The sequence below is a fragment of the Leclercia adecarboxylata genome (genome assembly GCF_023639785.1).
GTDB classification, from domain to species: domain Bacteria; phylum Pseudomonadota; class Gammaproteobacteria; order Enterobacterales; family Enterobacteriaceae; genus Enterobacter; species Enterobacter adecarboxylatus_D.
Genome location: NZ_CP098325.1, coordinates 1,682,281 through 1,707,936, shown reverse-complemented (window position 1 = coordinate 1,707,936; position 25,656 = coordinate 1,682,281). Strand labels below are relative to the sequence as shown.

Sequence of the window (25,656 nt, the reverse complement as noted above, 5' to 3'; positions counted from 1 at the left end):
CTAATCGGTATTCTCATGCGTCGTATCGTTAATTATCTGGTCAATAATATTCGTGAGCATCTGATGCTCTATATTTTGCTCTGGTCGCTTCTGGCGCTCCTCGATATCCTTTACATTGTATTTTTCTGATGAAAAATACTGACAAAAATTGACATTTCTACAGATAACTATAATTTCGCAATAAATTATTTGAACATCATAAAATCGTCACAACCCGCCAGATATCAGCCAGAACCACAACTCATTTACAACCTTACTGACCATCACAGCTTAATTTATATCAAAATAATTGAACAAATAAAATTAATAATGAATAACTGTAAATATCATTTGCATTAATGTTTCCACCGCGCCATTTTTAGCGCTTGCTAATTAATAACGGTATTCACAATGCAGGTGCGTAATTCCCCTACACGCTATGGCGTTATTTCCCTGAGTTTACACTGGCTGATGGCTATTGCGGTTTATGGCATGTTTGGCCTGGGCCTGTGGATGGTGACCCTCAGCTATTACGACGGCTGGTATCACCAGGCACCAGAGCTACATAAAAGCATTGGGTTTGTGCTGATGCTGGCGCTGGTGGTGCGGCTGTTGTGGCGCCATTACTCTCCTGTTCCTCCTGCGCTGAAAAGCCAGTCGCGCCTCACGCGTATTAGCGCTGCCGCCGCGCATATCGCGCTGTACGCAATACTGTTCGCCATTCTGATCAGCGGCTACTTGATCTCCACCGCCGACGGAAAACCGATCAGCGTCTTTGGCCTGTTTGACGTCCCTGCCCTGCTGGCCGATGCAGGCGCTCAGGCCGATCTGGCCGGCACCGTGCACCTGTGGCTGGCATGGGGCGTCGTGATCCTTTCCGTACTCCATGGCCTTGCCGCCATGAAACATCACTTTATCGAAAAAGATGCCACCCTGACACGTATGTTGGGCAAAGCGTCACCTGACTCTGGAGCGTAAAATGAAGAAAAGCCTGCTGGGATTAACCTTAGCGTCTCTGCTGTTCACCACCGGCACCGCCGTGGCAGCGGACTACAAAATTGATAAACAAGGTCAGCATGCCTTTGTGAACTTCCGTATTCAGCATCTGGGTTACAGCTGGCTGTACGGCACCTTTAAGGATTTCGATGGCTCTTTCACTTTCGATGAGAGCAATCCGGCGAATGACAAGGTCAATGTGACCCTGAACACCAACAGCCTTGATACCAACCACGCCGAGCGCGACAAACACCTGCGCAGCGCGGATTTCCTCAACGTGGCGAAATACCCGCAGGCCACCTTCACCTCAACCGAAGTGAAAAAGGATGGCGACGGTCTGGATATTACCGGCAACCTGACCCTGAACGGCGTGACGAAGCCGGTAACGCTGGATGCAAAACTGATTGGTCAGGGTGACGATCCGTGGGGCGGCAAACGCGCAGGTTTTGAGGCGTCAGGCAAAATTCACCTGAAAGACTTCAATATCACCACCGATCTGGGCCCGGCGTCGCAGGACGTTGAGCTGATCATTTCGGTGGAAGGGGTTCAGCAGAAGTAATGTCCTCGCCCGGTCAGACGACCGGGCAAGGTTTCAGGCTCATTCCGGGTCGGGAATGCCCAGGCGGGTGTTCAGACGGCCACGCGACTTGTTAAAGATCTTATTGCCATTCTCGCGCCCGGCACGACGGCGGCGCTGCTCCTCTTCAGGCAACACGCTCTCCTCGCTGCACAGCTCGCTACAGCAGCCGTTAAACTTCTCAGCACAGGCCGGACACTGAATAAACAGCAGGTGACAACCGTCATTTTTGCAGTTGGTATGGCTGTCGCAGGCGGTGCCGCACTGGTGGCAATGGGCAATCACGTCATCAGAGATACGCTCGCCCATGCGCTCGTCAAAGACAAAGTTCTTGCCGATAAAGCGCACCGGCAGCCCCTGTTCGCGCGCGCGACGGGCATATTCGATGATCCCACCCTCGATATGCCAGACTTTGTTAAAGCCATTGTGCTTCATAAATGCGCTGGCTTTCTCGCAGCGGATCCCGCCGGTGCAGTACATGACAATTTTCTTGTCCTTGTGCTCCTGCATCATCTCGACGGCTTTCGGCAGCTGTTCACGGAAGGTGTCCGCCGGGATCTCAAGCGCCTTTTCAAAATGGCCCACTTCATATTCGTAGTGGTTACGCATATCGATAAAGACGGCGTCAGGATCGTCCAGCATCGCATTCACTTCTGCCGCTTTCAGGTAATCACCCACGTTGCTGGCGTCAAAGGTTGGATCGTCAATACCGTCCGCCACAATGCGCTCGCGCACTTTCAGACGCAGCACCCAGAAGGATTTGCCGTCATCGTCAAGGGCGATATTCAGGCGCAGGCCGTCCAGCGCCGGATCGAAACCGTACAGGAAGGTACGCAGCTCATCGACCCTGCTTTCGGGAACGCTGATTTGGGCGTTGATACCCTCATGGGCCAGATAGATTCGGCCAAAGACATTCATCGCGGTTAAGGCTTTGTAGAGCGCGTCGCGGGTTGCCTGCGGGTTAACGATGGTGAAATATTTGTAGAACGAGATCGTCGTGCGCGGCTCGGTTTCAGCCAACATGCGCGCTTTCAGCTCTTCGTTCGAAATGAGGTTGTGTAACACTGGCATGGTGTACGGTTCCTGCAATCGTATTGAGAATGAAAATCGGTCGGCATCATATAGCAAACATTGGCAATTTACATCCCTTCATTTTGCGCTACATTTCTCAGGTTAAATTATCCGGGAAGTAACATCTGCTGTAATCATGACCACTCCACTGGCATGAGTTTTGGTTATTTATGGAAAAATGCGACACTAGCGCATCAGGACGTATCAAATACAGGAACGACATGACTCATTTACCTAAATTTTCCAGTGCGCTTTTACATCCTCGTTACTGGCTGACCTGGGCTGGCATCGGTTTATTGTGGTTACTGGTGCAGTTGCCCTACCCGCTGATCTACCGCATTGGCTGCGGACTGGGTCGGCTGGCGATGCGCTTTATGTCCCGCCGCGCCCGTATTGCCCGCCGTAATCTGGAACTCTGTTTTCCGGAAATGAGCGAGCAAGAGCGTGACAACATGGTAGTCAAAAATTTTGAATCCGTCGGTATGGGTCTGATGGAAACCGGGATGGCCTGGTTCTGGTCTGATAAGCGCATGGCGCGCTGGACGGAAGTGACCGGGACCGGAATGGATCCCGTGCACCAGCTGCAGGCGCAAAAAACCGGCGTACTGCTGATTGGCGTCCATTTTCTGACCCTTGAGATCGGCGCGCGAATGTTTGGCATGCAGGCGCCCGGCATTGGCGTCTATCGTCCGAACGACAACCCGGTGCTCGACTGGCTGCAAACCTGGGGCCGGATGCGCTCTAACAAGAGCATGATCGATCGTAAAGATCTCAAGGGCATGATCCGCGCCCTCAAATCTGGGGAAGTGATCTGGTATGCCCCGGATCATGATTACGGCCCAACCGCCAGCGTCTTTGTGCCGTTCTTTGCGGTAGACGAGGCGGCCACCACGACCGGGACCTGGACCCTGGCCCGTCTGTCGAACGCGGCGATTGTGCCGTTCGTGCCGCGCCGTAAAGCCAACGGCAAAGGTTATGAGCTGATGATGCTGGAGCCGGAGTGCAATCCGCCGCTGGACGATGCCAAAACCACGGCCGCGTGGATGAATGAGGTGGTCGAAAAATGCATTCTGCTGGCCCCGGAACAGTACATGTGGCTGCATCGCCGCTTCAAAACCCGCCCGGAAGGGGTGCCTTCCCGCTACTAATCCCCCCTGCGGCCTTCCCGGCCGCAGTCCCCCTTTGAGCTTATAATGCTCTCCGCCATTGCGGCAATCATCACCCAGGCGCATAATTAGCAGGCTTATTACCTTCTTTTATAATGATGCCGTCGCGCATTATAACGCGGATAGCTATGTCTCCCTCAGAAACGCCAATAAACTGGAAGCGGAACCTCATGGTTGCCTGGCTGGGCTGCTTTCTCACGGGTGCTGCCTTTAGCCTGGTGATGCCTTTCCTGCCGCTCTACGTTGAGCAGCTCGGCGTCAGCGGCCACAGCGCGCTCAATATGTGGTCCGGTCTGGTGTTCAGCATTACGTTTCTCTTCTCCGCCATCGCCTCACCGTTCTGGGGCGGGCTGGCCGACCGTAAAGGGCGCAAAATCATGCTGCTGCGCTCGGCGCTGGGGATGGCCATCATCATGCTGCTGATGGGGATGGCGCAAAATATCTGGCAGTTTCTGATCTTGCGCGCGGTGCTGGGGCTGCTGGGGGGCTTTGTGCCCAATGCCAATGCGCTTATCGCCACGCAAATCCCCCGCCATAAAAGCGGCTGGGCGCTGGGGACCCTCTCCACCGGTGCGGTGAGCGGCGCCCTGCTCGGCCCGCTGGCCGGTGGATTACTGGCGGACAGCTACGGTCTGCGGCCGGTATTCTTTATCACCGCGGGCGTGCTGTTTGCCTGCTTCCTGGTCACTTTGTTCTGCATCCGGGAGAACTTCACCCCGGTGCCGAAAAAAGAGATGCTCCATGCCCGCCAGGTCTTCGCCTCGCTGAAGAATCCCCGTCTGGTCATCAGCCTGTTTGTCACCACGATGATTATTCAGGTGGCCACCGGCTCTATCGCCCCGATCCTGACGCTCTACGTGCGCGACCTGGCCGGACACGTCGGCAATATCGCCTTTATCAGCGGCATGATTGCCTCGGTGCCCGGCGTAGCGGCGCTGATCAGCGCCCCGCGCCTGGGTAAACTGGGGGATCGGATTGGCCCGGAAAGGATCCTGATTGTCGCCCTGGTGATCTCCGTTCTGCTGCTGATTCCGATGTCATTTGTGCATTCACCGTGGCAGCTGGGCGTGCTGCGCTTTTTACTTGGGGCGGCCGACGGCGCTCTGCTGCCTGCGGTGCAGACCCTGCTGGTCTATAACTCCACCAACCAGATTGCGGGCCGCATCTTCAGCTATAACCAGTCATTCCGCGATATCGGCAACGTCACCGGCCCTCTGCTCGGGGCGGGTATTGCTGCCAGCTACGGTTTCCGCGCGGTGTTTATCGCCACCGCCTGCGTGGTGTTGTTTAACGCGGTGTACTCATGGTTCAGTTTGTCGCGGGCGGTGCGTCGGCCAGCGGTTATTTCTGAGTCAGATAAGGTCACATTGTCCGAATAAGACAACCGCGTGAAGGCTTTTGCCGCTTTCATACTTGCAATTATGGAGAATCAGCTATCCTTTCCCTGAATACCACGTCAATTCACAGGGAGACGCCGATGACTATGTTCGCCACTTTAGAGGAAGCGATTGATGCCGCGCGCGAAGAGTTTCTCGCCGATAATCCAGGCATCGAGGAAGATGACGCGAATATTGAGCAACTCAATATCCAGAAATATGTCATGCAGGATGGGGACATTATGTGGCAGGCCGAATTTTTTGCCGATGACGGTGAAGATGGCGAGTGCCTGCCCGTACTGAGCGGCGAAGCGGCTCAGGCGGTGTTTGATGGCGATTATGACGAGATTGAGCTGCGTCAGGAGTGGCTGGAAGAAAACACCCTCCATGAATGGGATGAGGGTGAATTTCAGCTCGAGCCGCCGCTGGACACCGAAGAGGGTCAAACTGCAGCGGATGAGTGGGACGAGCGTTAATTATTCATAAGGCCCATGCTGAGCGTCGATGGGAAGCAGTAACGTATCAAAGACCAGCGAGAACGGCAGATCCAGTATCGTCAGGTAGCGCCATGCGGAGTCGCGGACATCCCATTGCACGCCCGGGTAATATTGATTGCCGTGCCCCTGTCCCGGGATCGTCCGGCTGATAATACTGCCGCAGCCGCTCAGTAACAGCGCCATTGTGATGACGATGAAAATTCTCATCCATTACCTCTAAAGATAAAAATACCGGCCCTTGAGCCGGTATTTATTTGCCCGGAGGCGCATCACTTCGCTTTCAACGCCTGCGGATTCAGCTTCAGCGTCTGGTAATGGTTCACCCAGGAGGAGTATTTCTCCGGGGCAGCCCACACGCGATGATGCATACGCGCCATGGTCACAGGGTCGCTCAGCAGCACCAGGCGACGATCGCGGTTCAGCTTCTCAGGCGTCTCGTTCAGCGCCTGCTCAACGTGACGATCGCGGGCGATCTCCAGTATACGGCTGGCACGGTGACGGGCTGTCGCCATCGCGATAGCCAGGGCGTTGAATGACGGGTTAAACACCGCGTGCATAAAACCATCTTCCAGCGAACGGCTGCGATTGAGCTCCAGATAACGGTCTGTATCCACCAGCACCTGCGGCGGGGAATACTCTTCCGGAATGAGGAACAGTTTCCAGCGTTTGGTGCGCAGACCCACCGTCGAGCGGCTGGAGATCACCGACACGAACGGCGACAGGATCAGCGAGAAGACAATCGGCGCCAGCCAGAACAGGAAGCGCAGATCCAGCCACGCCATACCTACCGCCCAGACCAGACCCAGCAGCATCTGGGAGCCGTGACGCATAAAGGCTTCACTCCACGGGGTGGAGTCATCGTCACGCTGCGGCGAATTCCACACCACTTCCCAGCCGAGGAAGGCGCTGACCACGAAGACGGTGTGGAACAGCATACGCACCGGCGCCAGCAGCACGGAGAACAGCACTTCCAGCAGCAGGGAAAGCGTTATGCGGAAGAAACCGCCGTACTCTTTCGACCCCTTGCACCAGATGAGCACAATACTCAGCAGCTTCGGCAGGAACAGCAGCACCATCGTCGAGGCAAAGAGCGCAATCGCCAGCTCAGGACGCCACTGCGGCCACACCGGGAACAGCTGGCGCGGCTGCAGGAAGTACTGTGGCTCGGTCAGGGCGTGAACCACCTGCAGAGCAGTCGACAGGGCCAGGAACATAAACCACAGCGGCGCAGAGAGGTAGGACATCACGCCGGTCAGGAACACGGCGCGGTGTACCGGGTGCATCCCTTTCACGAGGAACAGACGGAAGTTCATCAGGTTCCCGTGACACCAGCGGCGGTCACGCTTGAGTTCATCCAGCAGGTTCGGCGGCAGCTCTTCATAGGAGCCCGGCAGGTCATAGGCGATCCATACGCCCCAACCGGCACGGCGCATCAGCGCTGCTTCCACGAAGTCATGAGACAGGATCGAGCCCGCAAAGGAGCCTTCGCCCGGCAGCGGCGCCAGCGCACAGTGCTCAATGAACGGCTGCACGCGGATAATGGCGTTATGACCCCAGTAGTGCGACTCACCCAACTGCCAGAAGTGCAGGCCGGCGGTAAACAGCGGCCCGTACACGCGGGTAGCAAACTGCTGGCAACGCGCGTAGAGCGTGTCCATGCCTGATGCTTTTGGCGACGACTGGATGATCCCGGCATTCGGGTTAGCTTCCATCAGGCGCACAAGGCCCGTCAGACATTCACCGGTCATCACCGAGTCGGCATCCAGCACCACCATGTAGCTGTACTGATTGCCCCAGCGACGGCAGAAGTCATCGATGTTGCCGCTTTTACGCTTCACGCGGCGGCGACGGCGACGGTAGAAGATCTGCCCTTCGCCCTGCACTTCGGCGATCAGCTCCATCCACGCTTTCTGTTCTGCCACGCAGATGTCCGGGTTGTAGCTGTCACTCAGGATGTAAACGTCGAAGTGTTCGGCGTTGCCGGTGGCTTTCACCGACTCCCAGGTGGCGCGCAGACCGGCGAAGACACGATCCACGTCTTCGTTACAGATAGGCATGATAAGCGCGGTACGGTGTTCAGGATTGAGGGGTTCATCCCCCACCGTCGAGTGCGAAATGCTGTACTTATCCCGGCCTATCAGCAGCTGCAGGAAGCCCATCAGCGCGGTCCAGAAACCGGCTGAAACCCAGCAGAAGAGAACGGCGAACAGCAGCAGGATGCCGCTTTGCAGTATGTACGGCAGCAGCTGCATAAAGGACACCAGCAGATCCTGGTCGAACATATCGGCAGGATTGATCAGCGCCCAGCCCTGGTAAGGCAGAATGGTCTTCATGTACCAGGTGGCGACGACGGTCTGCGCGATGGTCAGCAACAGCAGGATGTAGCGGCGAATGCTGCCGACGGTACGCCATTTTTCTTCGCTGGCCTGCTGCTCTTTAGAGAGGCGAGAGAGGTAGCGCGGATTGGTGTCGCGGCCACGCAGGCGATCCCAGAAACGGCCGACCGGGTTGGTGCGCCACGGATCCGGGAACATCGAGGAACGCGTCGCTTTCGGCATCGCCTCAAGCTGGGTGCGCCCTTCGTCATCGCGAATCAGCTGGCCTTCGGCCAGTGAGTCGGGCCAGGCCTGCTCGAGACGGCTTTTAACCGAGCCAAGCGGGGTATCATCTTCACGGGTAAACGTATGATGATCGGCATCCAGCGCGGTGTGAACCGCGCTGATGTCACCCTTCGGCAGTGCCGCCTTCTCGATATCGGTCAGCGGCATGGCATCGATATACTCAGTTATCTTATTCATTGGCAGGTAGCTGATAGCTCCAGGTTTCACTCAACGGCTGGTCTGCGTTCACCAGGGCGGCACGCATCTCAGTCGGCTGTTTCGCATCTTTCACTTTTATGCGCAGGGTTAAACGCCAGCCTTTGGTGACCGGGTTATAACGCACGCTGTTTTCAACGATCTCGCCGTTATCACCAATGCTCGCCTGAGCGGTGACCGGGGTTTCCGGTGCCAGTTTCTTCATATCCTGTCCGGTGAAATCGACGACAAATGCGATGGTGCCATCAGGCTGGCGGATCAGATTGGACTGTTTCACATCCCCTGTTGAACGGCGGGTCTGCAACACATACGCGCTTTCAGGCGCATGCAGCTTGTCTTCATCGCGGCTCATGGTGATGCTGTAGTTGAAGTTCATCTCTTTGCCGGCTTCCGGCAGCTGGTCCGGCGTCCAGTACGCAACGATGTTATCGTTGGTTTCGTCATTGGTCGGGATCTCTACCAGCTCAACTTTACCTTTGCCCCACTCCCCTTTCGGGGTGATCCAGGCGCTTGGGCGCAGATCGTACCGATCGTCCAGATCTTCAAAGCGGGAGAACTGACGACCGCGCTGCAGCAGACCAAACCCCTGCGGGTTTTCCATGCTGAAGCTGCTTACCGCCAGGTGTTTCGGGTTGTTCAGCGGACGCCAGATCCACTCGCCGTTTCCGGCCAGGATCGACAGACCGTTAGAATCGTGCAGTTCCGGACGGAAGTTGCTGACAGAAGACGGCTGGTTTGGCCCGAACAGGAACATGCTGGTCAGCGGCGCTACGCCCAGTTTACCAACCTTGTCGCGCAGATAGACTTTAGACTGCACGTCGACCACGGTATCGCGGCCCGGAATAATGACAAAGCGATAGGCACCGGTTGCACGCGGAGAGTCCAGCAGCGCATAGATGGTCAGGCGTTTGTCCGTTGGTTTTGGACGCTCAATCCAGAACTCGCGGAAACGCGGGAACTCTTCCCCGGAAGGCAGAGCGGTATCAATGGCCAGACCACGCGCAGAGAGGCCATAAACCTGGCCGCCGCCGATCACACGGAAATAGCTTGCCCCCAACATGCTGACAATTTCGTCGTTTTTATCTTTACTGTTGATGGGATAAAGCACTTTAAAGCCCGCGAAGCCGAGATCTTTAACGGTGTCTTTGTCGTGTTGCACGTTGCCGAAATTAAAATAGTCCGGGCTGTACTTGATTTTGCGTACCGCGTTAGACGTCACTTCATTAATGGTGACAGGCGTGTCGAAGTACATCCCCTGATGATAAAATTCGAGCTTGAATGGGGTCTTAATTTTATTCCAGTATGCTTTATCGTGATTAAACTGGATCTGCTGATAGTCCGCATATTTCATATCGCGGAAAACGGAGGGTAAGTTACTTTTTGGCGCTTCGTACCCTTTACCGGCCATCGATTTTGCCTGTTTTGCGACGTCGTCGATGGTAAAGGCCAGGGCCGATGAGGTATACAGAGACAACAGGACTGCCGCTCCTAACCAACGCATTTTCATCATTTGTGGTTTATGTTTCATAATAAGTAAGCACTTCCCCCTTTGTGTGCTTATATCGATCCGATCCATTTTAATGGAAAATCAGGCATTCCGACAACATAATCACCGCTTTGTTCAGCGTGCTGGCTCATGGATTAAGCAAGTGAAAGTAACCCGTTTTCACTTTGCGTGCTTATCCTGGAGACAGTGTGTCAGACTTCGTGTAGGGTTGGCACCGAATGTAAACACTATTGGTCTTAGGGATAAGACGAAAAGTCTGAGAATGCGCAACGTTATATGAGTACCGTACCCGCACAACGCGAATATTTCCTTGATTCTATCCGGGCATGGCTCATGCTGCTGGGGATCCCGTTTCACATTTCCTTGATTTATTCGAGCCACGTCTGGCACGTCAATAGTGCGGAATCGTCGTGGTGGCTGACGCTCTTTAACGATTTTATCCACTCCTTCCGGATGCAGGTTTTTTTCGTTATTTCGGGCTACTTCTCTTATATGCTTTTTTTGCGCTATCCGCTTAAGCGCTGGTGGAAAGTGCGCGTGGAGCGCGTCGGTATCCCGATGCTCACCGCCATTCCCCTGCTGACGCTGCCGCAATTTATCATGCTGCAATACGTCAAAGGCAAAGCGGACACCTGGCACACCCTGTCGCTGTACGATAAGTACAACACCCTTGCCTGGGAACTGATCTCGCACCTCTGGTTCCTGCTGGTGCTGGTGGTAATGACCACCGTCAGCCTGTGGCTGTTCAGCCGTATGCGCCATCATCTGAGCACCCGCTCGGAGGCGTTTTTTGCGGATATCACCTGGGGCAAACTGTCGATTCTGTTTCTGGTACTGGGTATCGCCTATGCCGCGCTGCGCCGGACGCTGTTAATCGTCTGCTCGCCGATCCTCAGCGATGGCCTGTTTAATTTTGTGGTGATGCAGACCCTGTTCTATCTGCCGTTCTTTCTGATCGGCGCGCTGGCCTTTGTGCACCCTAAACTCAAAGCCCTGTTTACGACGCCGTCCCGCGGCTGCACGCTCGGAGCGCTTCTGGGCTTTATTGCCTATCTGCTCAACCAGCGTTATGGCAGCGGCGATGCGTGGATGTATGAAACCGAAAGCGTGATTACCATGCTGCTGGGGCTGTGGATGGTGAACGTGGTCTTTGCCCTGGGTCATCGCCTGCTGAACTTTAAATCCGCGCGCGTTACCTATTTCGTTAACGCCTCGCTGTTCATTTATCTGGTGCACCATCCGTTGACGCTATTCTTTGGCGCGTACATCACGCCGCACATCGCCTCAAACCTGCTTGGCTTTATCTGTGGTCTGGTCTTTGTGGTGGGCATTGCGATAGTGCTGTATGAGATCCATCTGCGTATTCCGCTGCTGCGCTTCCTGTTTTCCGGCAAACCGGCCGCGAAAGCGGAAAGCATCCCGCAGGCCAGCCGCTAAGCCGTTGTGCGCCAGTCCCTGAACCGGCGCTTCATCACAGCAGCCACTCCACCGGCAGCCAGTAAACCAGACGCACTAAAACCCGCTGCCAGAAGCGGGTTTTTGGCTCCTTTGCATGAACGATCTCCTCCCCGTCCTTACGCTCAATCCAGTTCAGACGCCCGCGTTTATCCAGCCGAATTTGCCAGGCTTCGTGACACTGGCTGCGCACGAACCGGGTATGAATCAATCTCGCCAGCTTTTCGCTTTCGATGACAAAACCCATTTCGGTATTGAGCATGGTGGAGCGGGGATCAAAGTTAAGCGAACCAATAAACACTTTCTCGCCGTCGACGCTGAACGTTTTGGCATGCAGGCTGGAGCCGGAGTTCCCGGTAATCCCGCGATCGTGTGCTGGCGGGACGCCATCCTGAGTCGGCTTAAGCTCAAAGAGCTCGATGCCATGGCGCAGTAATTTTTTGCGCCAGCGGGCGTAGCCGGCATGAACCACTGAGACGTCGTTGGCCGCCAGCGAATTGGTCATGATGGCAACCTTAACCCCTTTGCGTACCATCTGCAGCAGCAGCGCGACCCCGGCCCGGGTCGGAACGAAATAGGCTGAGATAATGGTGATTTGCTCAACCGGTGAGCCCATCACATCCAGTAAGCGCTGCGGCAGCAGAGAGTGGCGCTTCGCCCTGCCCTGCCCTTTGCGCGGATCGTCGCTAAGCAGCCGGGTTTTGGCCCAGATCAGGGGTAAATTTCCTGCTTCCAGGTTGGTAATGAAGTCGCTGGATTGCAGTTTATCCAGATAGCGCCGGGTGATATCGTCCCGGTACCACTCCTCAGGCGGATGAATTTTATCCTCGATTTCCGCCTCGGAGAGTTCAAGAACCTGCTGAAGCGTTGAGACCGACGCGCAGTTCCAGTAACGCTCAAAATCATCCGCCACGTCCTGCACCACCGGGCCGGTCGCCATCACGTCCAGATCGGAGAACAGCGGCTCTTCGCCAGCGCCGAAATAGGCATCGCCGATGTTGCGCCCGCCAATAATCGTGACCTCACCGTCGACGGTAAAACTCTTGTTATGCATCCGTCGGTTGAGGCGGGCGAAATCGGTGAGATAACCCAGCGCGCGCAGGGAACGAAAGGAGAAAGGATTGAACAGGCGGACATCGAAGTTGGGGTGCGCGTCCAGCAGGCGCAGGATGCTGTCCAGCCCCTGGGTGTTGTTGTCATCCAGCAACAGGCGCACGCGTACCCCGCGCATGGCGGCAGACAAGAGTACGGAAAACAACAGCCGTCCTGACATGTCGTCTTCCCAGATGTAGTACTGAACATCTAACGTCTTTTCCGCCATCTCCGCCAGCCGGTAGCGGCAGGCGAAGGCGTCAAGACTGTTATCAAGGGGAAGAAGGCCGCAAAGTCCAGGGTGAGCCGAGCTGACCGGCGCAATAGCACGCCCCAGTCGCGTATTATGTGTCGGTTTCCTGTCCTCGTTGGGTAAGCAGTCGCTGGTATAGCCGGGCATTTTCTTCATCATAACAGACAAAGTATACCCGCTCCGGTAGAGGCTTGCGGGTGAGATAATCCGAAACCGTGTTGACGGCGATTTCTGCAGCTGCCGCACGGGGATAACCATAGATCCCGGTGCTGATTGCCGGAAAAGCCAGGGTACGATACCCGTTGGCCGCGGCCAGATTCAGGCTGTTGCGGTAAGCCTCTTCCAGAATGCGCGCTTCATGTTGCTCTCCACCGTGCCAGATGGGGCCAACGGTGTGGATCACCGCTTTAGCGGGCAGGTCGCCGGCAAGGGTAATCACCGCGTGTCCCGGCGCGCACTCGCCCTGCTGCTGGCGCACCAGCTTGCAGGCCTCGAGCAATGCTGGCCCTGCCGCCCGGTGAATGGCTCCATCGACGCCGCCCCCGCCCATTAAGGAAGGATTGGCAGCATTGACGACCACATCAACATTCAGGGTGGTGATATCACCATGAAAAACTTCAATTCGGGAGTACATAATCAACCTCTGGATACCGCTTTTTTCTTAAGTGTATCGCAGAGGTTGGGTTGTGGCAGCCAGGTTGACAGAAAACGGCCCGCCTTAGCGGTAATCAACCTGAACAATGGCGAGAGACTTTTGCGGATTGATGTACTTCATGCTGACGGTCGCGCGGTCTGAAGCGGGAACATTGCCAGCGAGCACATCCTGATAGCTCACTTGTTGGGTAGCCATCGTGTTATTTTGCGGACAGGTAATAGACAACCTGTGCGCGCCAGGGGAGATATTGCAGGGGTCTTCAACAATGCGTCCGGTGATATGAATGACATTGCCGGCGAACGCAGGCGCGAGCGTTACGGCAAACAAAGACGCTGCGGCAAAGGTATTACGGAACGAGCCCATCGGTATACTCCTCAATGACAATCGTCCCTGATTCTTAAACAACACGCCCTATGCGGAGCGGCCGACTGGCATCGAAGATGCCAGTAACATAAGGATAACAACGAAACAACAAGGGTGCCACATTTAACAATACATTGATTTTATGAATGTTTCTGGCATTACGCCTTCGATGGCGGCCACTGCTGCGATAAATGAAATGATTTACCATCCGACACCGTTACAACGACATTAATCTTGTCATTGGGCCCGGAATTGAGGGTCATGCGGGAAAGGTTGACCGTTTTGTTGGCCGGTAACGAGACGGTGTTTTGCTGACGCGAGGTGCTTTGCCCGCCGGGGCCGGTGCGCGAGGTTAAGATCTGCACCTGGCACAGGCAGGGTTCCGTGAGGGTCACCTGGGGAATAATAGTGACCATCTCACCTTCGGTGGAGGTCTGAAAGGTAATCTGGCTGGTAAGCGCAGCAAGTAATAAAAGTGTATTCATCATCATCTCCCCAAAAAAAAACAGGGCCTCAGCCCTGTTTTTCGACGTTCGGCGGCAGTATTAGTACTGGCCAGCAGTCACGGTGTTGCCGAAGCCAACCTGAGTAATGTTAGCGTTAGCGCCGTTCATAGTTTGACGAAGATCGACTTCGTTACGGCCACCAGACTGGCTAACAGTCGCGGAGAGGTCACGACCGCTCCACTGGCTGATGGTCGCTTCGTTACCCTGGCCACGCTGGGTCAGGCTGATTTCGCTGCTGTCAGCGCCCTGAGACAGGTCAGCATCGTTACCGAAACCATTCTGGCGAACAGTAATATCAGACCCACGTGCATCGCTTTGCAAAGCGTCTACATTGTTACGGCCACCATATTGATATACGGTCAGCGATTCTGGGCTGACGTTGTTATTTCCATTACCACCATGGTTATTACCCCACTGTGGAATAGAACCAGCCATAGCACTGCCAGAAACCACGATTGCTGCAATTACTGCCACTTTTAAAAGTTTCATTGTAAAGCCCCCATCGGATTGATTAATTATCGCTCAATAGCTAGCGTTGGATAACGCGAATCGCCATCTGCGACTGTCTCTGCACTACAACTGCCGTTTTTTGCGTACCGTACTGCGTAATATTCGCTTTATTACCAGAACCTTTCTGAATAATCATTGCGGTATTACCATATGCACCTTGATTAATACTCGCATTGTTCGAGTTCCCTTTTTGATCGATATAGGCAAAGTTGTAACTGCCTGATTGATCAATGTTCGCCCGATTATTTCCGCCCTCCTGAGAAACGACAGACAACAATTTCTGACCGTGCTGTTGAACGTTGGCATTATTATTAACGCCAGTTTGTCCAATGATAGCTGCCTGGTTATATGAGGATTTACTCAGCTCATTAACCGCGAAATTATATTCTGACGCTGCTAAATCAGTCGTCGCGAAAACAAATCCAGGTGCACCCAGTAATGTCAACATCAATAACAACTTGTTCTTCATGTTATCACCCTGGACCTGGTGGTATAATAACTGTGTTAACAAGAGCAAATATTTTGTTAACCCGGCGTTACGATGAAGAGTATGTCTGCCGAAACAATTTTAATATCTCACCCGCCAGTTGTATTTTTATTCTTTCGGTCACCCCAAAGTATTAAATAAAATTAAATACCGTGGCGATACAACGATTTTAAAGGCCTTCAGAAAGCGCCATTTCACGTTTGCAGTATTCAAAAACGTTGGTGCGGAAGTTTTGCCGTTTCGTCTGGCCCGGAAGAGGGAAAACGGGATATATCCATGATTGCGTGACAAACCCCGTGATTTCTTAAGACGTTTACACACTGTAAAAATAGGCTTAGCGTTTTGAACACGCTCATACCTTGTCGCTAATATTAACAAAATAAAATACCCTATAAAAATCAAAACAATAGCGTTATTTGTATGATTTTTAAAATGTGTGCACCAATATCAATATGTACAACTTTTTGATGATTCCTAAGCAATTCATGAACTCAATTTTTACAAAGTAATATTGATTTTTACATCTTGTTACACGTTTAACACTTGCTTTAAAAATCGTAATAGCTAGATTGAAAACAGAAGTTCGGCATTGTTTATTTATTTTCCCTTCCTTGTAAGGGATATGGTCTTTCTTCTACACACAGCAGTGCAACATCTGTCAGTACTTCTGGTGCCCCCAATATATTTTGGGGGCAGCTGCCAGATGTTTCAAAAAAGGGGTTTCATCATGTTTAATGAAGTCCAAAGCTTGCATGGTCAGACGTTATTGTTAGTAACCAAACCTTCTTTACAAGCGACAGCTTTACTACAGCATTTAAAGCATAGTTTAACGTTGAGCGGAAAATTGCATAGCATTCAACGCTCTTTCGATGACATTGCTCCTGGCACTATTATTCTTTTCGATATGATGGAAGCGGATAAAAAACTTATCCAATACTGGCAAGATATTTTAAGCAGGAAAAACAACAATATCCGTGTGTTGTTGTTAAATACCCCCGAAGAATACCCATTCAGGGATATTGAAAGTTGGCCACATATCAACGGTGTCTTTTATGTCAACGAGGACGAGGCGCGCGTGGTGGATGGCCTGCAGGGCGTTCTGCGTGGGGAATGCTATTTTTCGCAGAAACTTGCCAGCTACCTCATCACGCATTCCGGAAATTATCGCTATAACAGTTCGGAGTCCGCTTTGCTGACCCATCGCGAAAAAGAGATTCTGAATAAACTACGTATAGGTGCTTCAAATATTGAAATCGCCCGTTCGTTATTTATCAGCGAAAATACGGTTAAGACCCATCTTTACAACCTTTTCAAGAAGATAGCTGTTAAAAACCGGACTCAGGCGGTTTCATGGGCGAATGATAACCTCAGGCGTTAACAGTATGAAACGCACAATGAGTTGGATAACCGCAGCAGGCCTGTGGCTTGCTGCCGGGAATCTGCATGCGGTTGAAGTAGAGATACCGGGATTGTTAACTGACCACACCGTCTCGGCTGTCGGTCACGCTTTTTATCGCGGCTTCAGCGACAAATGGGAAAGTGACTATCCCGGTAACTTAACGATCAATGAACGACCCAGTGCACGATGGGGGAGCTGGATCACAATTACTGTTAATCAGGACGTTGTTTTCCAGACCTTCTTATACCCCTCGAAAACCGACCTGGATAAAAACGTGGTCTTTGCTCTGGCTCAAACCGAAGAGGCATTAAATCGTCTGCAGATTGATAAAGCTCTGCTGAGTACCGGCGATTTAGCGCAAGACGAATTTTAATTCGGAGGCATTTATGCGTGTTGTCCATGCAGTTGTTGCTTTAATGCTTATTCCATCTCTGAGTTGGGCCGGAAATATGACCTTCCAGTTCCGCAACCCAAACTTCGGTGGAAACCCAAATAACGGCTCATTCCTTTTAAACTCGGCTCAGGCGCAAAACTCCTATACGGATCCAAACTCGGATGATTTTGGTATCGAAACCCCGAGCGCGCTGGATAACTTTACCCAGGCGATCCAGGCCCAGGTTCTGGGCGGACTGCTGACCAATATAAATACCGGCACACCTGGCCGAATGGTGACCAGCGACTTTATTGTCGACATCGCCAACGCGGACGGTCAAATGCAGCTGAACGTGACAGACCGGAAAACGGGGAGAACCTCCACCATTCAGGTTGCGGGCTTGCAAAACAATTCTACCGACTTTTAATAAATGTCGAGATAAGGACAATAATCATGCAGCGCTTTCTCCTCCTTGTTGCAGTGTGCTTATTGAGCGGTTGTTTAACTGCTCCTCCGAAAGAAGCGGCGAAACCGACATTAATGCCTCGCGCCCAGAGCTATCGTGATTTAACCAAATTGCCATTGCCAACGGGTAAGATCTACGTGTCGGTTTATAATATTCAGGATGAAACCGGGCAGTTTAAACCGTATCCGGCAAGTAACTTCTCAACGGCTGTCCCGCAAAGCGCCACCGCCATGCTGGTCACTGCGTTAAAAGATTCTCGCTGGTTTATTCCTCTGGAACGTCAGGGGCTGCAAAACCTGCTCAACGAACGTAAGATCATTCGTGCTGCGCAGGATAACGGCACGGTTGCGATGAACAACCGCATTCCGTTGCATTCGCTGACGGCAGCAAACGTTATGGTCGAAGGTTCAATTATCGGCTACGAAAGTAATGTGAAATCGGGCGGTGTGGGGGCCCGTTACTTCGGTATCGGCGGCGATACGCAGTACCAGCTTGACCAGATTGCGGTAAACCTGCGTGTGGTCAACGTCAGTACCGGCGAAATATTATCGTCCGTTACCACCAGCAAAACTATTCTCTCGTATGAAGTGCAGGCCGGGGTGTTCCGCTTCATCGACTACCAGCGACTGCTGGAAGGCGAAATCGGGTATACCTCTAATGAGCCGGTCATGCTCTGCCTGATGTCGGCAATCGAAACCGGGGTGATCTTCCTGATTAACGACGGTATCGATCGCGGATTGTGGGATCTGCAAAACAAAAACGAAGTGAAAAACGATGTTCTGGTGAAATACCGCGAGATGTCTTCGCCGCCGGAATCCTGACAGAAAGCGCATTAAAAAGGCGAGACCGGGGTCTCGCCTTTTTTATTCGCTCAACGCCGTGACGTTGCGGGCTTTTTCTCGTCGCGCCGCCAGCCAGAGTCCGCTGTTTTTCATTGCGTAACCAAACACCAGCCCCAGTAACAGCGAAGGCACCACCAGCCGCCAGTCCCCCTGCCCTGCAAAGGTGGCGCAGGCCCCCATAAAGGTGCCAGGAACAAACGACAGCAGCAGATGTTTGGCCTGAATGCACATCAGAAATGCCACCACGCCGGTCATGACGTAGCCGAGGATGTCCAGCTGAGGTGCCAGCGCGCTGCCGTGGATGATAATCATCGCCCACGCCACGCCGCTCATCAGGGTACAGGCCGAGATTAACAGCCCCTTCACGCCACCCTGTGGGCAGGCAAAATAGGCCGTGCAGCCGAGAAAGCCCGCCCAGCTGAGCAGCCCGAGAGAGACAGCAACCCAGCCCCATAACCCGGAGAGGATGCCTGTCGTGATTGCGATAGAGAGTAGTATGTTCATGGCGCGCATCTTAGCAGATACGCGGCCATGAAATGCGATCAGGAACACATAATATGCAAATAGAGATTTGTTGTTACATTGAAAAAGTGATCTAAATCACTCTTCATTCTCTTCCTGCAGTTCGTCCCACATGGCGGCAATGGCGTCGCGGGTCAACGGGGCCATGGTGCGCCAGAATGGGGAGGTGGCATGGGCTTCAACCTTGCCGAGAAACGCCCCGCTCCACGGCAGGATGAACTCCCCGAAGAGGGTTTCCAGCGCCTCGTTTTCATCTTCCGCCGCGTGATCTTCAATCCATGAAGCCGCCAGCAGCAGCGTACCGAGATGATCGGCTGGAGTATCGGTCAGCGGCATCCCGCGTTCAGAGAGAAACGCCCGTACTTCGGCTTCGGTCGCGCCCTCTTCCCAGGCGGAGCGGTACGGCGATACGCGACACTCTTCGCCCACAAACAGCGCATTGTAATCGGCAGACACCTGCTGCATATCGCAGCTGTTCTGCAGACGCTGCAACAGCTCATCCTGCTCAAGCGGCCAGTTCTGGGCCAGCTTGCCTTCGCGGATCAAGGTAAACAGCGGTACCAGCAGCGGATCCTGCGGCTGGCGATAGTAAAGAGAACCCAGTACGCGACAGAGGATGGAAAACTCGTTCATTTATTTAGTCCATTACACAGTTAAAATTCGGCAAATTCGGTAATCGGCGCCATGCCGCGCGATTCGAGGAAATCCAGCATTCTGCGCGGAGTGACATTGAGGATGCGATCTTCCGGGAAGTCCACCTCGTCGAGGATTTTGCGGCATTCGCTAAAATCGCCGAGGGTGAAGGCAGTGTGAGAATCCGAGCCCAGCGCCACGTAGCCCCCGGCCTCCTTCACCGCTGCCGCGACTGCCAGGCAGTTCGCTTCACTGCCCTTGCGGGAGTGAATAAAGGAGGAGTTGTTGATCTCCAGCGCCACGCGATGCTCTGCCGCTGCCTGAGCGACAGCCTGAATGTCGATCGGGTATTTCGGGTTACCCGGATGGCTGATGATATGTACGTTACCGCTGGCGATAGTGGCGATCATCGCCTCGGTGTTGGTCGCCCGATCCTGAGGGGCGAAAACAGGCTCGTGAAAACCGGCGAGGATCAGATCAAGAGAGGTAAGCATCGGGCCGGTACAGTCAATTTCACCCTGGGTGTTTTTGATATTGGCCTCAATCCCGCGCAGGATCCCGACGCCGTCCACCACCCGCGGCCAGATGCGCATATTCACAAAGTGCCAGTAGTGTGGAGCATCTGCCATATCCGGGCCATGATCGGTGATCGCAAAGAGCTTGATGTTCTTTTGTTTAGCCTGGGCGATGTAGTCATGAAGGTTGCTGTAGGCGTGGGTACTGGCGACGGTGTGCATATGCAGGTCAACGGGGTACATCGTTCTCTCCTCTCTTGTTTCCCAAAGGATAGCAGTTATCACGGGCGTTTATTAGCAAAAACCCGGCAAGCGCCGGGTTTGACTCAGTAACCGCGCTGTCTGTCGACCTGCCCGGTGACCTGCTCGCCCTTCTCCAGTTGGGAGATGGTGCGGGCAATATAGTCGATGGCTTCTGCCGGACGGGTCACTGCCGCAATGTGCGGCGTCATGGCCACGCGCGGGTGCGCCCACAGGGGGTTGTCAGCGGGTAACGGCTCTTTACTGTAGACATCCAGCATCGCGCCTTTCAGCTTGCCGCTCTCAAGCGCCGCCAGCAGATCGGCTTCCACCACGTGTACGCCGCGCGCCAGGTTCATCAGATAGCTGTTATCCGCCAGCTGGCTGATAAGGTCCTTATTAATGATGCCAACGGTTTCACCCGTATTTGGCAGCAGGTTAATCAGCACTCGCGTGCCCTGTAAAAACTGAGGCAGCTCCTCTTTCCCTGCAAAACTGGTGACGCCAGGGTAGCTCTTGCGGGTACGGCTCCAGCAGCGCAGCGGGAAGCCCCAGGGTGCCAGCGCCTCGGCCACTTTCGATCCCAATACGCCGGCACCGAGGATGCCAATGGTAAACTCTTCGCGCGGATAATCGGCCAGGGGTTCCCAGCGGGCCTGCTGTTTAAGCGCCTGGTAGTCGTCGAACCGGCGGAACCAGTGCAGCACCTGGCTGACCGCATACTCCTGCATCTGCTGGCCCATGCCGGTATCTTCGAGGCGAAACAGCGGGATGGACTCGGCCAGCATTTCCGGGTGTGCCTTGAGCTTGCTAAGTATCGAGTCCACCCCTGCCCCGAGGGCAAATACCGCTTTCAGCTTGCGGCCCTGCAGCATCTCAACCGGCGGGTGCCACACCAGGGCATAGTCCGCCGGCTCGTTATCGCCGCGCTTCCACTCCCGCACCCGCGCGCCCGGCAGCGCCGCCGAGAGTGTTTTTATCCAGTAAGCGTTATCAAATGTTGGGTGGTAAAAAATAATGTCCATTGCGATTGCCTTCTGTTGCGCTGTTTTACGTTCATTTTCAACTGCATTGCAGCATAACAAAATTTGCGGCCAGGGTCGTTGTAGATAAAAAAGGCACTTTCAGCGCAATTAAAAATCAGGTTGGTGGAAGTTTGTCTTAACGCGCTAATTTACTGAAAAAGTTGATTGACGTCAGTCAGGCTTTTCCTTACATTAGCGCCCGTCCCGGCAGCAACGGGATAACAATATGGTGAGGTGTCCGAGTGGCTGAAGGAGCACGCCTGGAAAGTGTGTATACGGCAACGTATCGGGGGTTCGAATCCCCCCCTCACCGCCATATTCGAGATAAGAGCTCGTACGAAAGTACGGGCTTTTTTCTTTTATATTCTCCGCTGCGGGGGGGATGAGAACCCCCGACCGGGGTTCGACAACTGGCGCAGCCAGTTGGACAGACTGAGAGCGCAGCGAACAGGCTGCCCGCAGGGCGAGCGCCAGCGAGTCAATCCCCCCCTCACCGCCATATTCGAGATAAGAGCTCGTACGAAAGTACGGGCTTTTTTCTTTTATATTCTTCGCTGCGGGGGGGATGAGAACCCCCGACCGGGGTTCGACAACTGGCGCAGCCAGTTGGACAGACCGCGAACGCAGTGAGTGGGCTGCCCGCACAAAAACGCCGGGAGCGTTTTTGAACAACGCTTGCGTTGGCCCCGAAGGGGCGAGGCCCAGGGATGGGCCGAGTAACGGCGAGCGCCAGCGAGTCAATCCCCCCCGGTGCCAGTTTTGGCAACGTGCACGCCGGGCCCCTCACCCTAACCCTCTCCCCAAAGGGGCGAGGGAACAAAGCGTCGGGTGGCGCTTCGCTTACCCGACCTACATAATACCCACAATCATTCTTCCACCATCCTCGCATACTCCTCGGTCAAAAAATCCACCAGCGTTCTGACGGAGGGCAACAGCCCGCGCCGGGAGGGATAAACCGCATGGATCACTTCTCGTCGTGGCTCCCATGCCTCCAGCATCTTTATTAACTCCCCGGATGCCAGTTGGTCTTTAACCATCAAAATGGGTAACTGCACCAGCCCCACTCCCGCCATTGCCGCTTCCCGCAGCGCCAGCATGTCGGTGGTAATGAGGCGCGGCTGAAAATGGACTTCCGCCTTTGCCCCTTCCGGCCCGCTTAACGTCCATCTATGGATCTGCCTGCCCTCCCCCAGACTCAAGCCTGGCCAGGCACTGAGTTCCGATGGCATCGTCGGCACACCCAGCCGCTGAATCAGCTGCGGTGCCGCCACCAGGCAATGCCCCCTGTCGGCCAACACCCGCAGGACCAGATCGCTGTCATCAAACGGGCGAGGACGCACCCGGATGGCGATGTCAATGCCCTCCGCCACCAGATCCACCCGCCGGTTTGTTGCCTCAAGCTGCAGGTTAATACCGGGGTAGCGCGCCATAAATTTTGCCAGCATCGGTCCGACATGAACGTGCAGCAGCGTAACCGGACAGGTAACTCTCACCATGCCGCGCGGTTCAGCCTGCAACGCGGCAACCGCCTCTTCTGCCGCCTCGGCCTCCACCAGCATCGCCTTGCAGTGCTGATAAAAAGTCTGCCCCACCTCCGTCACCGTAAACTGCCGCGTTGTCCGCTGAATCAGACGCACGCCAAGACGCGCCTCGAGCTGGGCAATCCGTCGGCTTAGCCGGGACTTTGGCAGATCCAGCGCCCTTCCTGCCGCCGCAAATCCACCGTGATCGACCACCTTAACAAACCACACGAAATCATTGAGATCCTGCATCACGCCCTCATCGTTCCATAAACAGAACAGTGCAACTCATTTTAACTATCTACCGGGGTATTAAACCTGAATATAAGCTAATTACATCAACCGAACATCAGGAGAACACGATGAAAAACGTAACAGGCATTTATACCGCACCCCGTCAGCACTGGGTTGGCGACGGTTTCCCGGTGCGTTCGATGTTTTCTTACCAGACACAGGGTGAACCGCTGAGCCCGTTTTTACTGCTTGATTATGCCGGGCCTTATACCTTCCCGGCGGATGGCGCAAAACGCGGCGTGGGCGAGCATCCCCACCGTGGCTTTGAAACGGTCACCATCGTCTATTCCGGCGAAGTGGAACATCGCGACTCCACCGGCAAAGGCGGCGTGATTGGCCCGGGCGACGTGCAGTGGATGACGGCAGGCGCTGGCATTCTTCATGAGGAGTTCCATTCCAGCGCCTTTGCGCAGAAAGGGGGCGAGCTAAAAATGATGCAGCTGTGGGTCAACCTGCCCGCCAGGGACAAGATGGCGACGCCGGGCTATCAGAGCATCACCAAAAATCAGATCCCGGTAGTAACGCTGCCCGACAACAGCGGTTCGCTGCGGGTGATCGCCGGTCGCTACGAGGAGACCACCGGTCCGGCGCACACATATTCGCCGCTGAACGTCTGGGATATTGCCCTGCGTCAGGGCAGCCATCTCACCCTCGCTCAGCCTGAAGGCTGGAGCACCGCGCTGGTGGTGCTGGAGGGTAATGTGACGGTGAACGGTACCGCACAGGCAGGTGAAGCCCAGATGGTGGTGCTGAGTCAGGCGGGGGAGAAGCTGCATCTGGAAGCCAGTAGCGATGCCAAATTGCTGCTGATGGCCGGAGAGCCCCTGAATGAGCCGATTGTGGGCTATGGCCCGTTTGTGATGAACAGTAAAAGCGAAATCGCCGAAGCCATTCGCGATTTCAATTCCGGCCGTTTCGGTCAGATGTGAATGTAATAAAGGAGTTAACTATGTCTACCCCAGCTAACTTTAACGGTGCACGTCCGGCTATTGATGTCGAGGACGCGGTCATGTTGCTTATCGATCACCAGAGCGGCTTGTTCCAGACCGTTGGTGATATGCCGATGCCGGAGCTGCGCGCCCGCGCCGCAGCCCTGGCCAAAATCGCGAGCCTCGCGAACATCCCGGTGATCACCACGGCCTCCGTGCCTCAAGGACCAAACGGGCCGCTGATCCCTGAGATCCACGCCAATGCGCCGCATGCGCAGTATGTGGCGCGTAAAGGAGAGATTAACGCCTGGGATAACCCGGATTTTGTCGCCGCTGTAAAGGCGACCGGGCGCAAAACACTGATTATCGCCGGGACGATCACCAGCCTCTGCATGGCTTTTCCGTCAATCAGCGCGGTAGCCGACGGTTATAAAGTGTTTGCGGTGATCGATGCCTCGGGCACCTACAGCAAAATGGCCCAGGAGATCACCCTGGCGCGTGTCGTACAGGCTGGCGTGGTGCCGATGGATACCGCCGCTGTTGCCTCGGAGATCCAGCGCACCTGGAATCGCGAGGATGCCGCAGCGTGGGCGGAAGTCTACACCCACATTTTCCCGGCCTATCAGTTGCTGATTGAAAGTCACGGGAAGGCGCAAGAGGTGGTGAAGAACGGTGAGGCCCTCGATTCACAGCGCTAAATGCCAGCTACACGGCCTGAAAGCCGTGTAGCTGCTTATTGCTTAACCGAATGCGCAGTTAAGCAGAAAATCTGCTTGACCGTTTTAGCCTGACTCCCTATAGTAGCGCCCCGTTGCCCCCGAGAGGAAAGGCAGCAAAACAATATGGTGAGGTGTCCGAGTGGCTGAAGGAGCACGCCTGGAAAGTGTGTATACGGCAACGTATCGGGGGTTCGAATCCCCCCCTCACCGCCATCTTCGAGATAAGAGCTCGTACGAAAGTACGGGCTTTTTTCTTTTATATTCTCCGCTGCGGGGGGGATGAGAACCCCCGACCGGGGTTCGACAACTGGCGCAGCCAGTTGGACAGCCTGAGAGTGCAGCGAACAGGCTGCCCGCAGGGCGAGCGAAGCGAGTCAATCCCCCCCTCACCGCCATATTCAAAGAAGAGCTCGCATGAAAATGCGGGCTTTTTTTTCGCTTATTGCACGCCTGCGGGGGGGACGAGAACCCCCGACCGGGGTTCGACAACTGGCGCAGCCAGTTGGACAGACCGCGAACGCAGTGAGTGGGCTGCCCGCACAAAAACGGCGGGAGCGTTTTTGAACAACGCTTGCGTTGGCCCCAAAGGGGCGAGGCCCAGGGATGGGCCGAGTAACGGCGAGCGCCAGCGAGTCAATCCCCCCCGGTGCCAGTTTTGGCACCGTGCGCGCCAGGCCCTTCACCCTAGCCCTCTCCCCAAAGGGGCGAGGGAACAAAGCGTCGGGTGGCGCTTCGCTTACCCGACCTACCAGACCCACAACCGCCTTCAATCCCGTAGGCCTGATAAGCGAAGCGCCATCAGGCATGTGCACCGAATCCAAAACCCTCCCCCCTTTCCCAAAGGGATGCAGGAACAAAGCGTCGGGTGGCGCT

28 protein-coding genes, 2 tRNA genes and 2 other RNA genes are annotated in these 25,656 nt (G+C 54.7%); 17 read left to right on the top strand and 15 right to left on the bottom strand.

The genetic code is table 11. From position 1 onward, the window contains the following. The first annotated feature begins 15 nt into the window (after positions 1–15). From NB069_RS07975 to NB069_RS07965, 3 genes are all read left to right on the top strand, one after another. Complete coding sequence (locus tag NB069_RS07975) at positions 16–129, top strand: DUF2770 family protein (protein ID WP_072036751.1); 114 nt, start codon at positions 16–18, stop codon at positions 127–129. 261 nt (positions 130–390) lie between these two features. Then, positions 391–957 (top strand): cytochrome b, encoded by a 567-nt coding sequence (locus NB069_RS07970; protein WP_250588858.1) that lies wholly within the window; start codon positions 391–393, stop codon positions 955–957. A gap of 1 nt (position 958) precedes the next feature. After that, entirely contained in the window at positions 959–1,534 is a 576-nt protein-coding gene (locus tag NB069_RS07965) for a YceI family protein (RefSeq protein WP_039032338.1), read from the top strand. A gap of 39 nt (positions 1,535–1,573) precedes the next feature. On the opposite strand, the gene NB069_RS07960 is transcribed toward NB069_RS07965, so the two are convergent. Further along, on the bottom strand, positions 1,574–2,623 hold the full coding sequence (locus tag NB069_RS07960; RefSeq protein WP_250588857.1) for a rhodanese-related sulfurtransferase: 1,050 nt from the start codon (positions 2,621–2,623) through the stop codon (positions 1,574–1,576). Positions 2,624–2,844: 221 nt separating this feature from the next. Between NB069_RS07960 and NB069_RS07955 the strand changes: the two genes are divergently transcribed. From NB069_RS07955 to NB069_RS07945, 3 genes are all read left to right on the top strand, one after another. After that, on the top strand, positions 2,845–3,771 hold the full coding sequence (locus tag NB069_RS07955) for a Kdo(2)-lipid IV(A) acyltransferase (protein WP_250588856.1): 927 nt from the start codon (positions 2,845–2,847) through the stop codon (positions 3,769–3,771). 146 nt (positions 3,772–3,917) lie between these two features. Next, positions 3,918–5,168, top strand: a complete 1,251-nt coding sequence (gene mdtG, locus NB069_RS07950) for a multidrug efflux MFS transporter MdtG (protein WP_250588855.1) — start codon at positions 3,918–3,920, stop codon at positions 5,166–5,168. A 98-nt stretch (positions 5,169–5,266) separates the two neighbouring features. Further along, positions 5,267–5,641: a MysB family protein gene (locus NB069_RS07945; RefSeq protein ID WP_039032335.1), complete on the top strand. Its 375-nt coding sequence runs from the start codon at positions 5,267–5,269 to the stop codon at positions 5,639–5,641. Here NB069_RS07945 and NB069_RS07940 read toward each other — a convergent pair whose 3' ends face one another. From NB069_RS07940 to mdoG, 3 genes are all read right to left on the bottom strand, one after another. Then, complete coding sequence (locus NB069_RS07940) at positions 5,642–5,869, bottom strand: YceK/YidQ family lipoprotein (RefSeq protein ID WP_250588854.1); 228 nt, start codon at positions 5,867–5,869, stop codon at positions 5,642–5,644. Positions 5,870–5,931: 62 nt separating this feature from the next. Continuing rightward, complete coding sequence (mdoH, locus tag NB069_RS07935; RefSeq protein ID WP_250588853.1) at positions 5,932–8,460, bottom strand: glucans biosynthesis glucosyltransferase MdoH; 2,529 nt, start codon at positions 8,458–8,460, stop codon at positions 5,932–5,934. Then, a complete protein-coding gene (gene mdoG / locus NB069_RS07930; RefSeq protein WP_250588852.1) occupies positions 8,453–10,006 on the bottom strand; it encodes a glucans biosynthesis protein MdoG in 1,554 nt (517 codons plus the stop codon). The genes mdoH and mdoG overlap by 8 nt, the downstream gene beginning before the upstream one ends. Before the next feature lie 255 nt (positions 10,007–10,261). Here mdoG and mdoC point away from each other — a divergent pair, with 255 nt between their 5' ends. Beyond that, positions 10,262–11,422, top strand: a complete 1,161-nt coding sequence (gene mdoC / locus NB069_RS07925; RefSeq protein ID WP_250588851.1) for a glucans biosynthesis protein MdoC — start codon at positions 10,262–10,264, stop codon at positions 11,420–11,422. A 34-nt stretch (positions 11,423–11,456) separates the two neighbouring features. Here the strand turns inward: mdoC and NB069_RS07920 are convergent, their stop codons facing one another. The 6 genes from NB069_RS07920 to csgB all read right to left on the bottom strand — a co-directional run bounded on the left by NB069_RS07920 (position 11,457) and on the right by csgB (position 15,288). Further along, entirely contained in the window at positions 11,457–12,941 is a 1,485-nt protein-coding gene (locus NB069_RS07920) for a phospholipase D family protein (RefSeq protein WP_250589474.1), read from the bottom strand. Further along, positions 12,877–13,419, bottom strand: coding sequence for an O-acetyl-ADP-ribose deacetylase (gene ymdB / locus NB069_RS07915; protein ID WP_250588850.1), 543 nt, complete (start codon positions 13,417–13,419; stop codon positions 12,877–12,879). Before ymdB ends, NB069_RS07920 begins: the two co-directional genes overlap by 65 nt. A gap of 84 nt (positions 13,420–13,503) precedes the next feature. Further along, the gene (locus NB069_RS07910) at positions 13,504–13,803 is read right to left on the bottom strand and encodes a type 1 fimbrial protein (RefSeq protein ID WP_250588849.1); all 300 of its coding nucleotides are present in this window, start codon (positions 13,801–13,803) and stop codon (positions 13,504–13,506) included. Positions 13,804–13,961: 158 nt separating this feature from the next. After that, on the bottom strand, positions 13,962–14,288 hold the full coding sequence (gene csgC, locus NB069_RS07905) for a curli assembly chaperone CsgC (RefSeq protein WP_250588848.1): 327 nt from the start codon (positions 14,286–14,288) through the stop codon (positions 13,962–13,964). A 60-nt stretch (positions 14,289–14,348) separates the two neighbouring features. Beyond that, on the bottom strand, positions 14,349–14,798 hold the full coding sequence (gene csgA, locus NB069_RS07900; RefSeq protein WP_250588847.1) for a curli major subunit CsgA: 450 nt from the start codon (positions 14,796–14,798) through the stop codon (positions 14,349–14,351). Between the two features lie 40 nt (positions 14,799–14,838). Continuing rightward, positions 14,839–15,288 carry a curli minor subunit CsgB gene (csgB, locus tag NB069_RS07895; protein WP_250588846.1) on the bottom strand — a complete coding sequence of 150 codons (450 nt, stop codon included), beginning with the start codon at positions 15,286–15,288 and terminating at the stop codon, positions 14,839–14,841. A gap of 745 nt (positions 15,289–16,033) precedes the next feature. On the opposite strand from csgB, the gene csgD reads away from it, so the two are divergent. From csgD to csgG, 4 genes are read left to right on the top strand one after another with little or no spacing between them, the layout of a single operon-like run. Further along, the gene (gene csgD, locus NB069_RS07890) at positions 16,034–16,684 is read left to right on the top strand and encodes a biofilm master transcriptional regulator CsgD (RefSeq protein ID WP_250588845.1); all 651 of its coding nucleotides are present in this window, start codon (positions 16,034–16,036) and stop codon (positions 16,682–16,684) included. A gap of 4 nt (positions 16,685–16,688) precedes the next feature. Beyond that, complete coding sequence (gene csgE / locus NB069_RS07885; protein ID WP_250588844.1) at positions 16,689–17,078, top strand: curli production assembly/transport protein CsgE; 390 nt, start codon at positions 16,689–16,691, stop codon at positions 17,076–17,078. 13 nt (positions 17,079–17,091) lie between these two features. Beyond that, complete coding sequence (gene csgF / locus NB069_RS07880; RefSeq protein WP_250588843.1) at positions 17,092–17,505, top strand: curli production assembly/transport protein CsgF; 414 nt, start codon at positions 17,092–17,094, stop codon at positions 17,503–17,505. 26 nt (positions 17,506–17,531) lie between these two features. Beyond that, entirely contained in the window at positions 17,532–18,365 is an 834-nt protein-coding gene (csgG, locus tag NB069_RS07875; protein ID WP_250588842.1) for a curli production assembly/transport protein CsgG, read from the top strand. 42 nt (positions 18,366–18,407) lie between these two features. On the opposite strand, the gene NB069_RS07870 is transcribed toward csgG, so the two are convergent. The 4 genes from NB069_RS07870 to ghrA all read right to left on the bottom strand — a co-directional run bounded on the left by NB069_RS07870 (position 18,408) and on the right by ghrA (position 21,321). Continuing rightward, positions 18,408–18,890, bottom strand: a complete 483-nt coding sequence (locus tag NB069_RS07870; RefSeq protein ID WP_250588841.1) for a DUF1097 domain-containing protein — start codon at positions 18,888–18,890, stop codon at positions 18,408–18,410. A 96-nt stretch (positions 18,891–18,986) separates the two neighbouring features. After that, positions 18,987–19,541, bottom strand: a complete 555-nt coding sequence (locus NB069_RS07865; protein WP_250588840.1) for a TorD/DmsD family molecular chaperone — start codon at positions 19,539–19,541, stop codon at positions 18,987–18,989. Positions 19,542–19,561: 20 nt separating this feature from the next. Further along, positions 19,562–20,299 carry a phosphatase gene (locus tag NB069_RS07860; RefSeq protein WP_250588839.1) on the bottom strand — a complete coding sequence of 246 codons (738 nt, stop codon included), beginning with the start codon at positions 20,297–20,299 and terminating at the stop codon, positions 19,562–19,564. A gap of 83 nt (positions 20,300–20,382) precedes the next feature. Further along, complete coding sequence (gene ghrA, locus NB069_RS07855) at positions 20,383–21,321, bottom strand: glyoxylate/hydroxypyruvate reductase GhrA (RefSeq protein WP_250588838.1); 939 nt, start codon at positions 21,319–21,321, stop codon at positions 20,383–20,385. A gap of 228 nt (positions 21,322–21,549) precedes the next feature. Between ghrA and NB069_RS07850 the strand changes: the two genes are divergently transcribed. Further along, positions 21,550–21,637: transfer RNA gene (locus NB069_RS07850), tRNA-Ser, on the top strand. 45 nt (positions 21,638–21,682) lie between these two features. Further along, positions 21,683–21,820: non-coding RNA, RtT sRNA (locus NB069_RS07845), on the top strand. A 367-nt stretch (positions 21,821–22,187) separates the two neighbouring features. Here the strand turns inward: NB069_RS07845 and NB069_RS07840 are convergent. Then, positions 22,188–23,093: a LysR family transcriptional regulator gene (locus tag NB069_RS07840; protein WP_250588837.1), complete on the bottom strand. Its 906-nt coding sequence runs from the start codon at positions 23,091–23,093 to the stop codon at positions 22,188–22,190. A gap of 110 nt (positions 23,094–23,203) precedes the next feature. Here NB069_RS07840 and NB069_RS07835 point away from each other — a divergent pair, with 110 nt between their 5' ends. The 4 genes from NB069_RS07835 to NB069_RS07820 all read left to right on the top strand — a co-directional run bounded on the left by NB069_RS07835 (position 23,204) and on the right by NB069_RS07820 (position 25,178). After that, complete coding sequence (locus NB069_RS07835; RefSeq protein ID WP_250588836.1) at positions 23,204–24,064, top strand: pirin family protein; 861 nt, start codon at positions 23,204–23,206, stop codon at positions 24,062–24,064. 20 nt (positions 24,065–24,084) lie between these two features. Continuing rightward, positions 24,085–24,762 carry an isochorismatase family protein gene (locus NB069_RS07830; protein WP_250588835.1) on the top strand — a complete coding sequence of 226 codons (678 nt, stop codon included), beginning with the start codon at positions 24,085–24,087 and terminating at the stop codon, positions 24,760–24,762. Between the two features lie 146 nt (positions 24,763–24,908). Continuing rightward, positions 24,909–24,996 (top strand) — tRNA-Ser (locus NB069_RS07825). Positions 24,997–25,041: 45 nt separating this feature from the next. Further along, positions 25,042–25,178: non-coding RNA, RtT sRNA (locus tag NB069_RS07820), on the top strand. Positions 25,179–25,656: the final 478 nt, after the last annotated feature.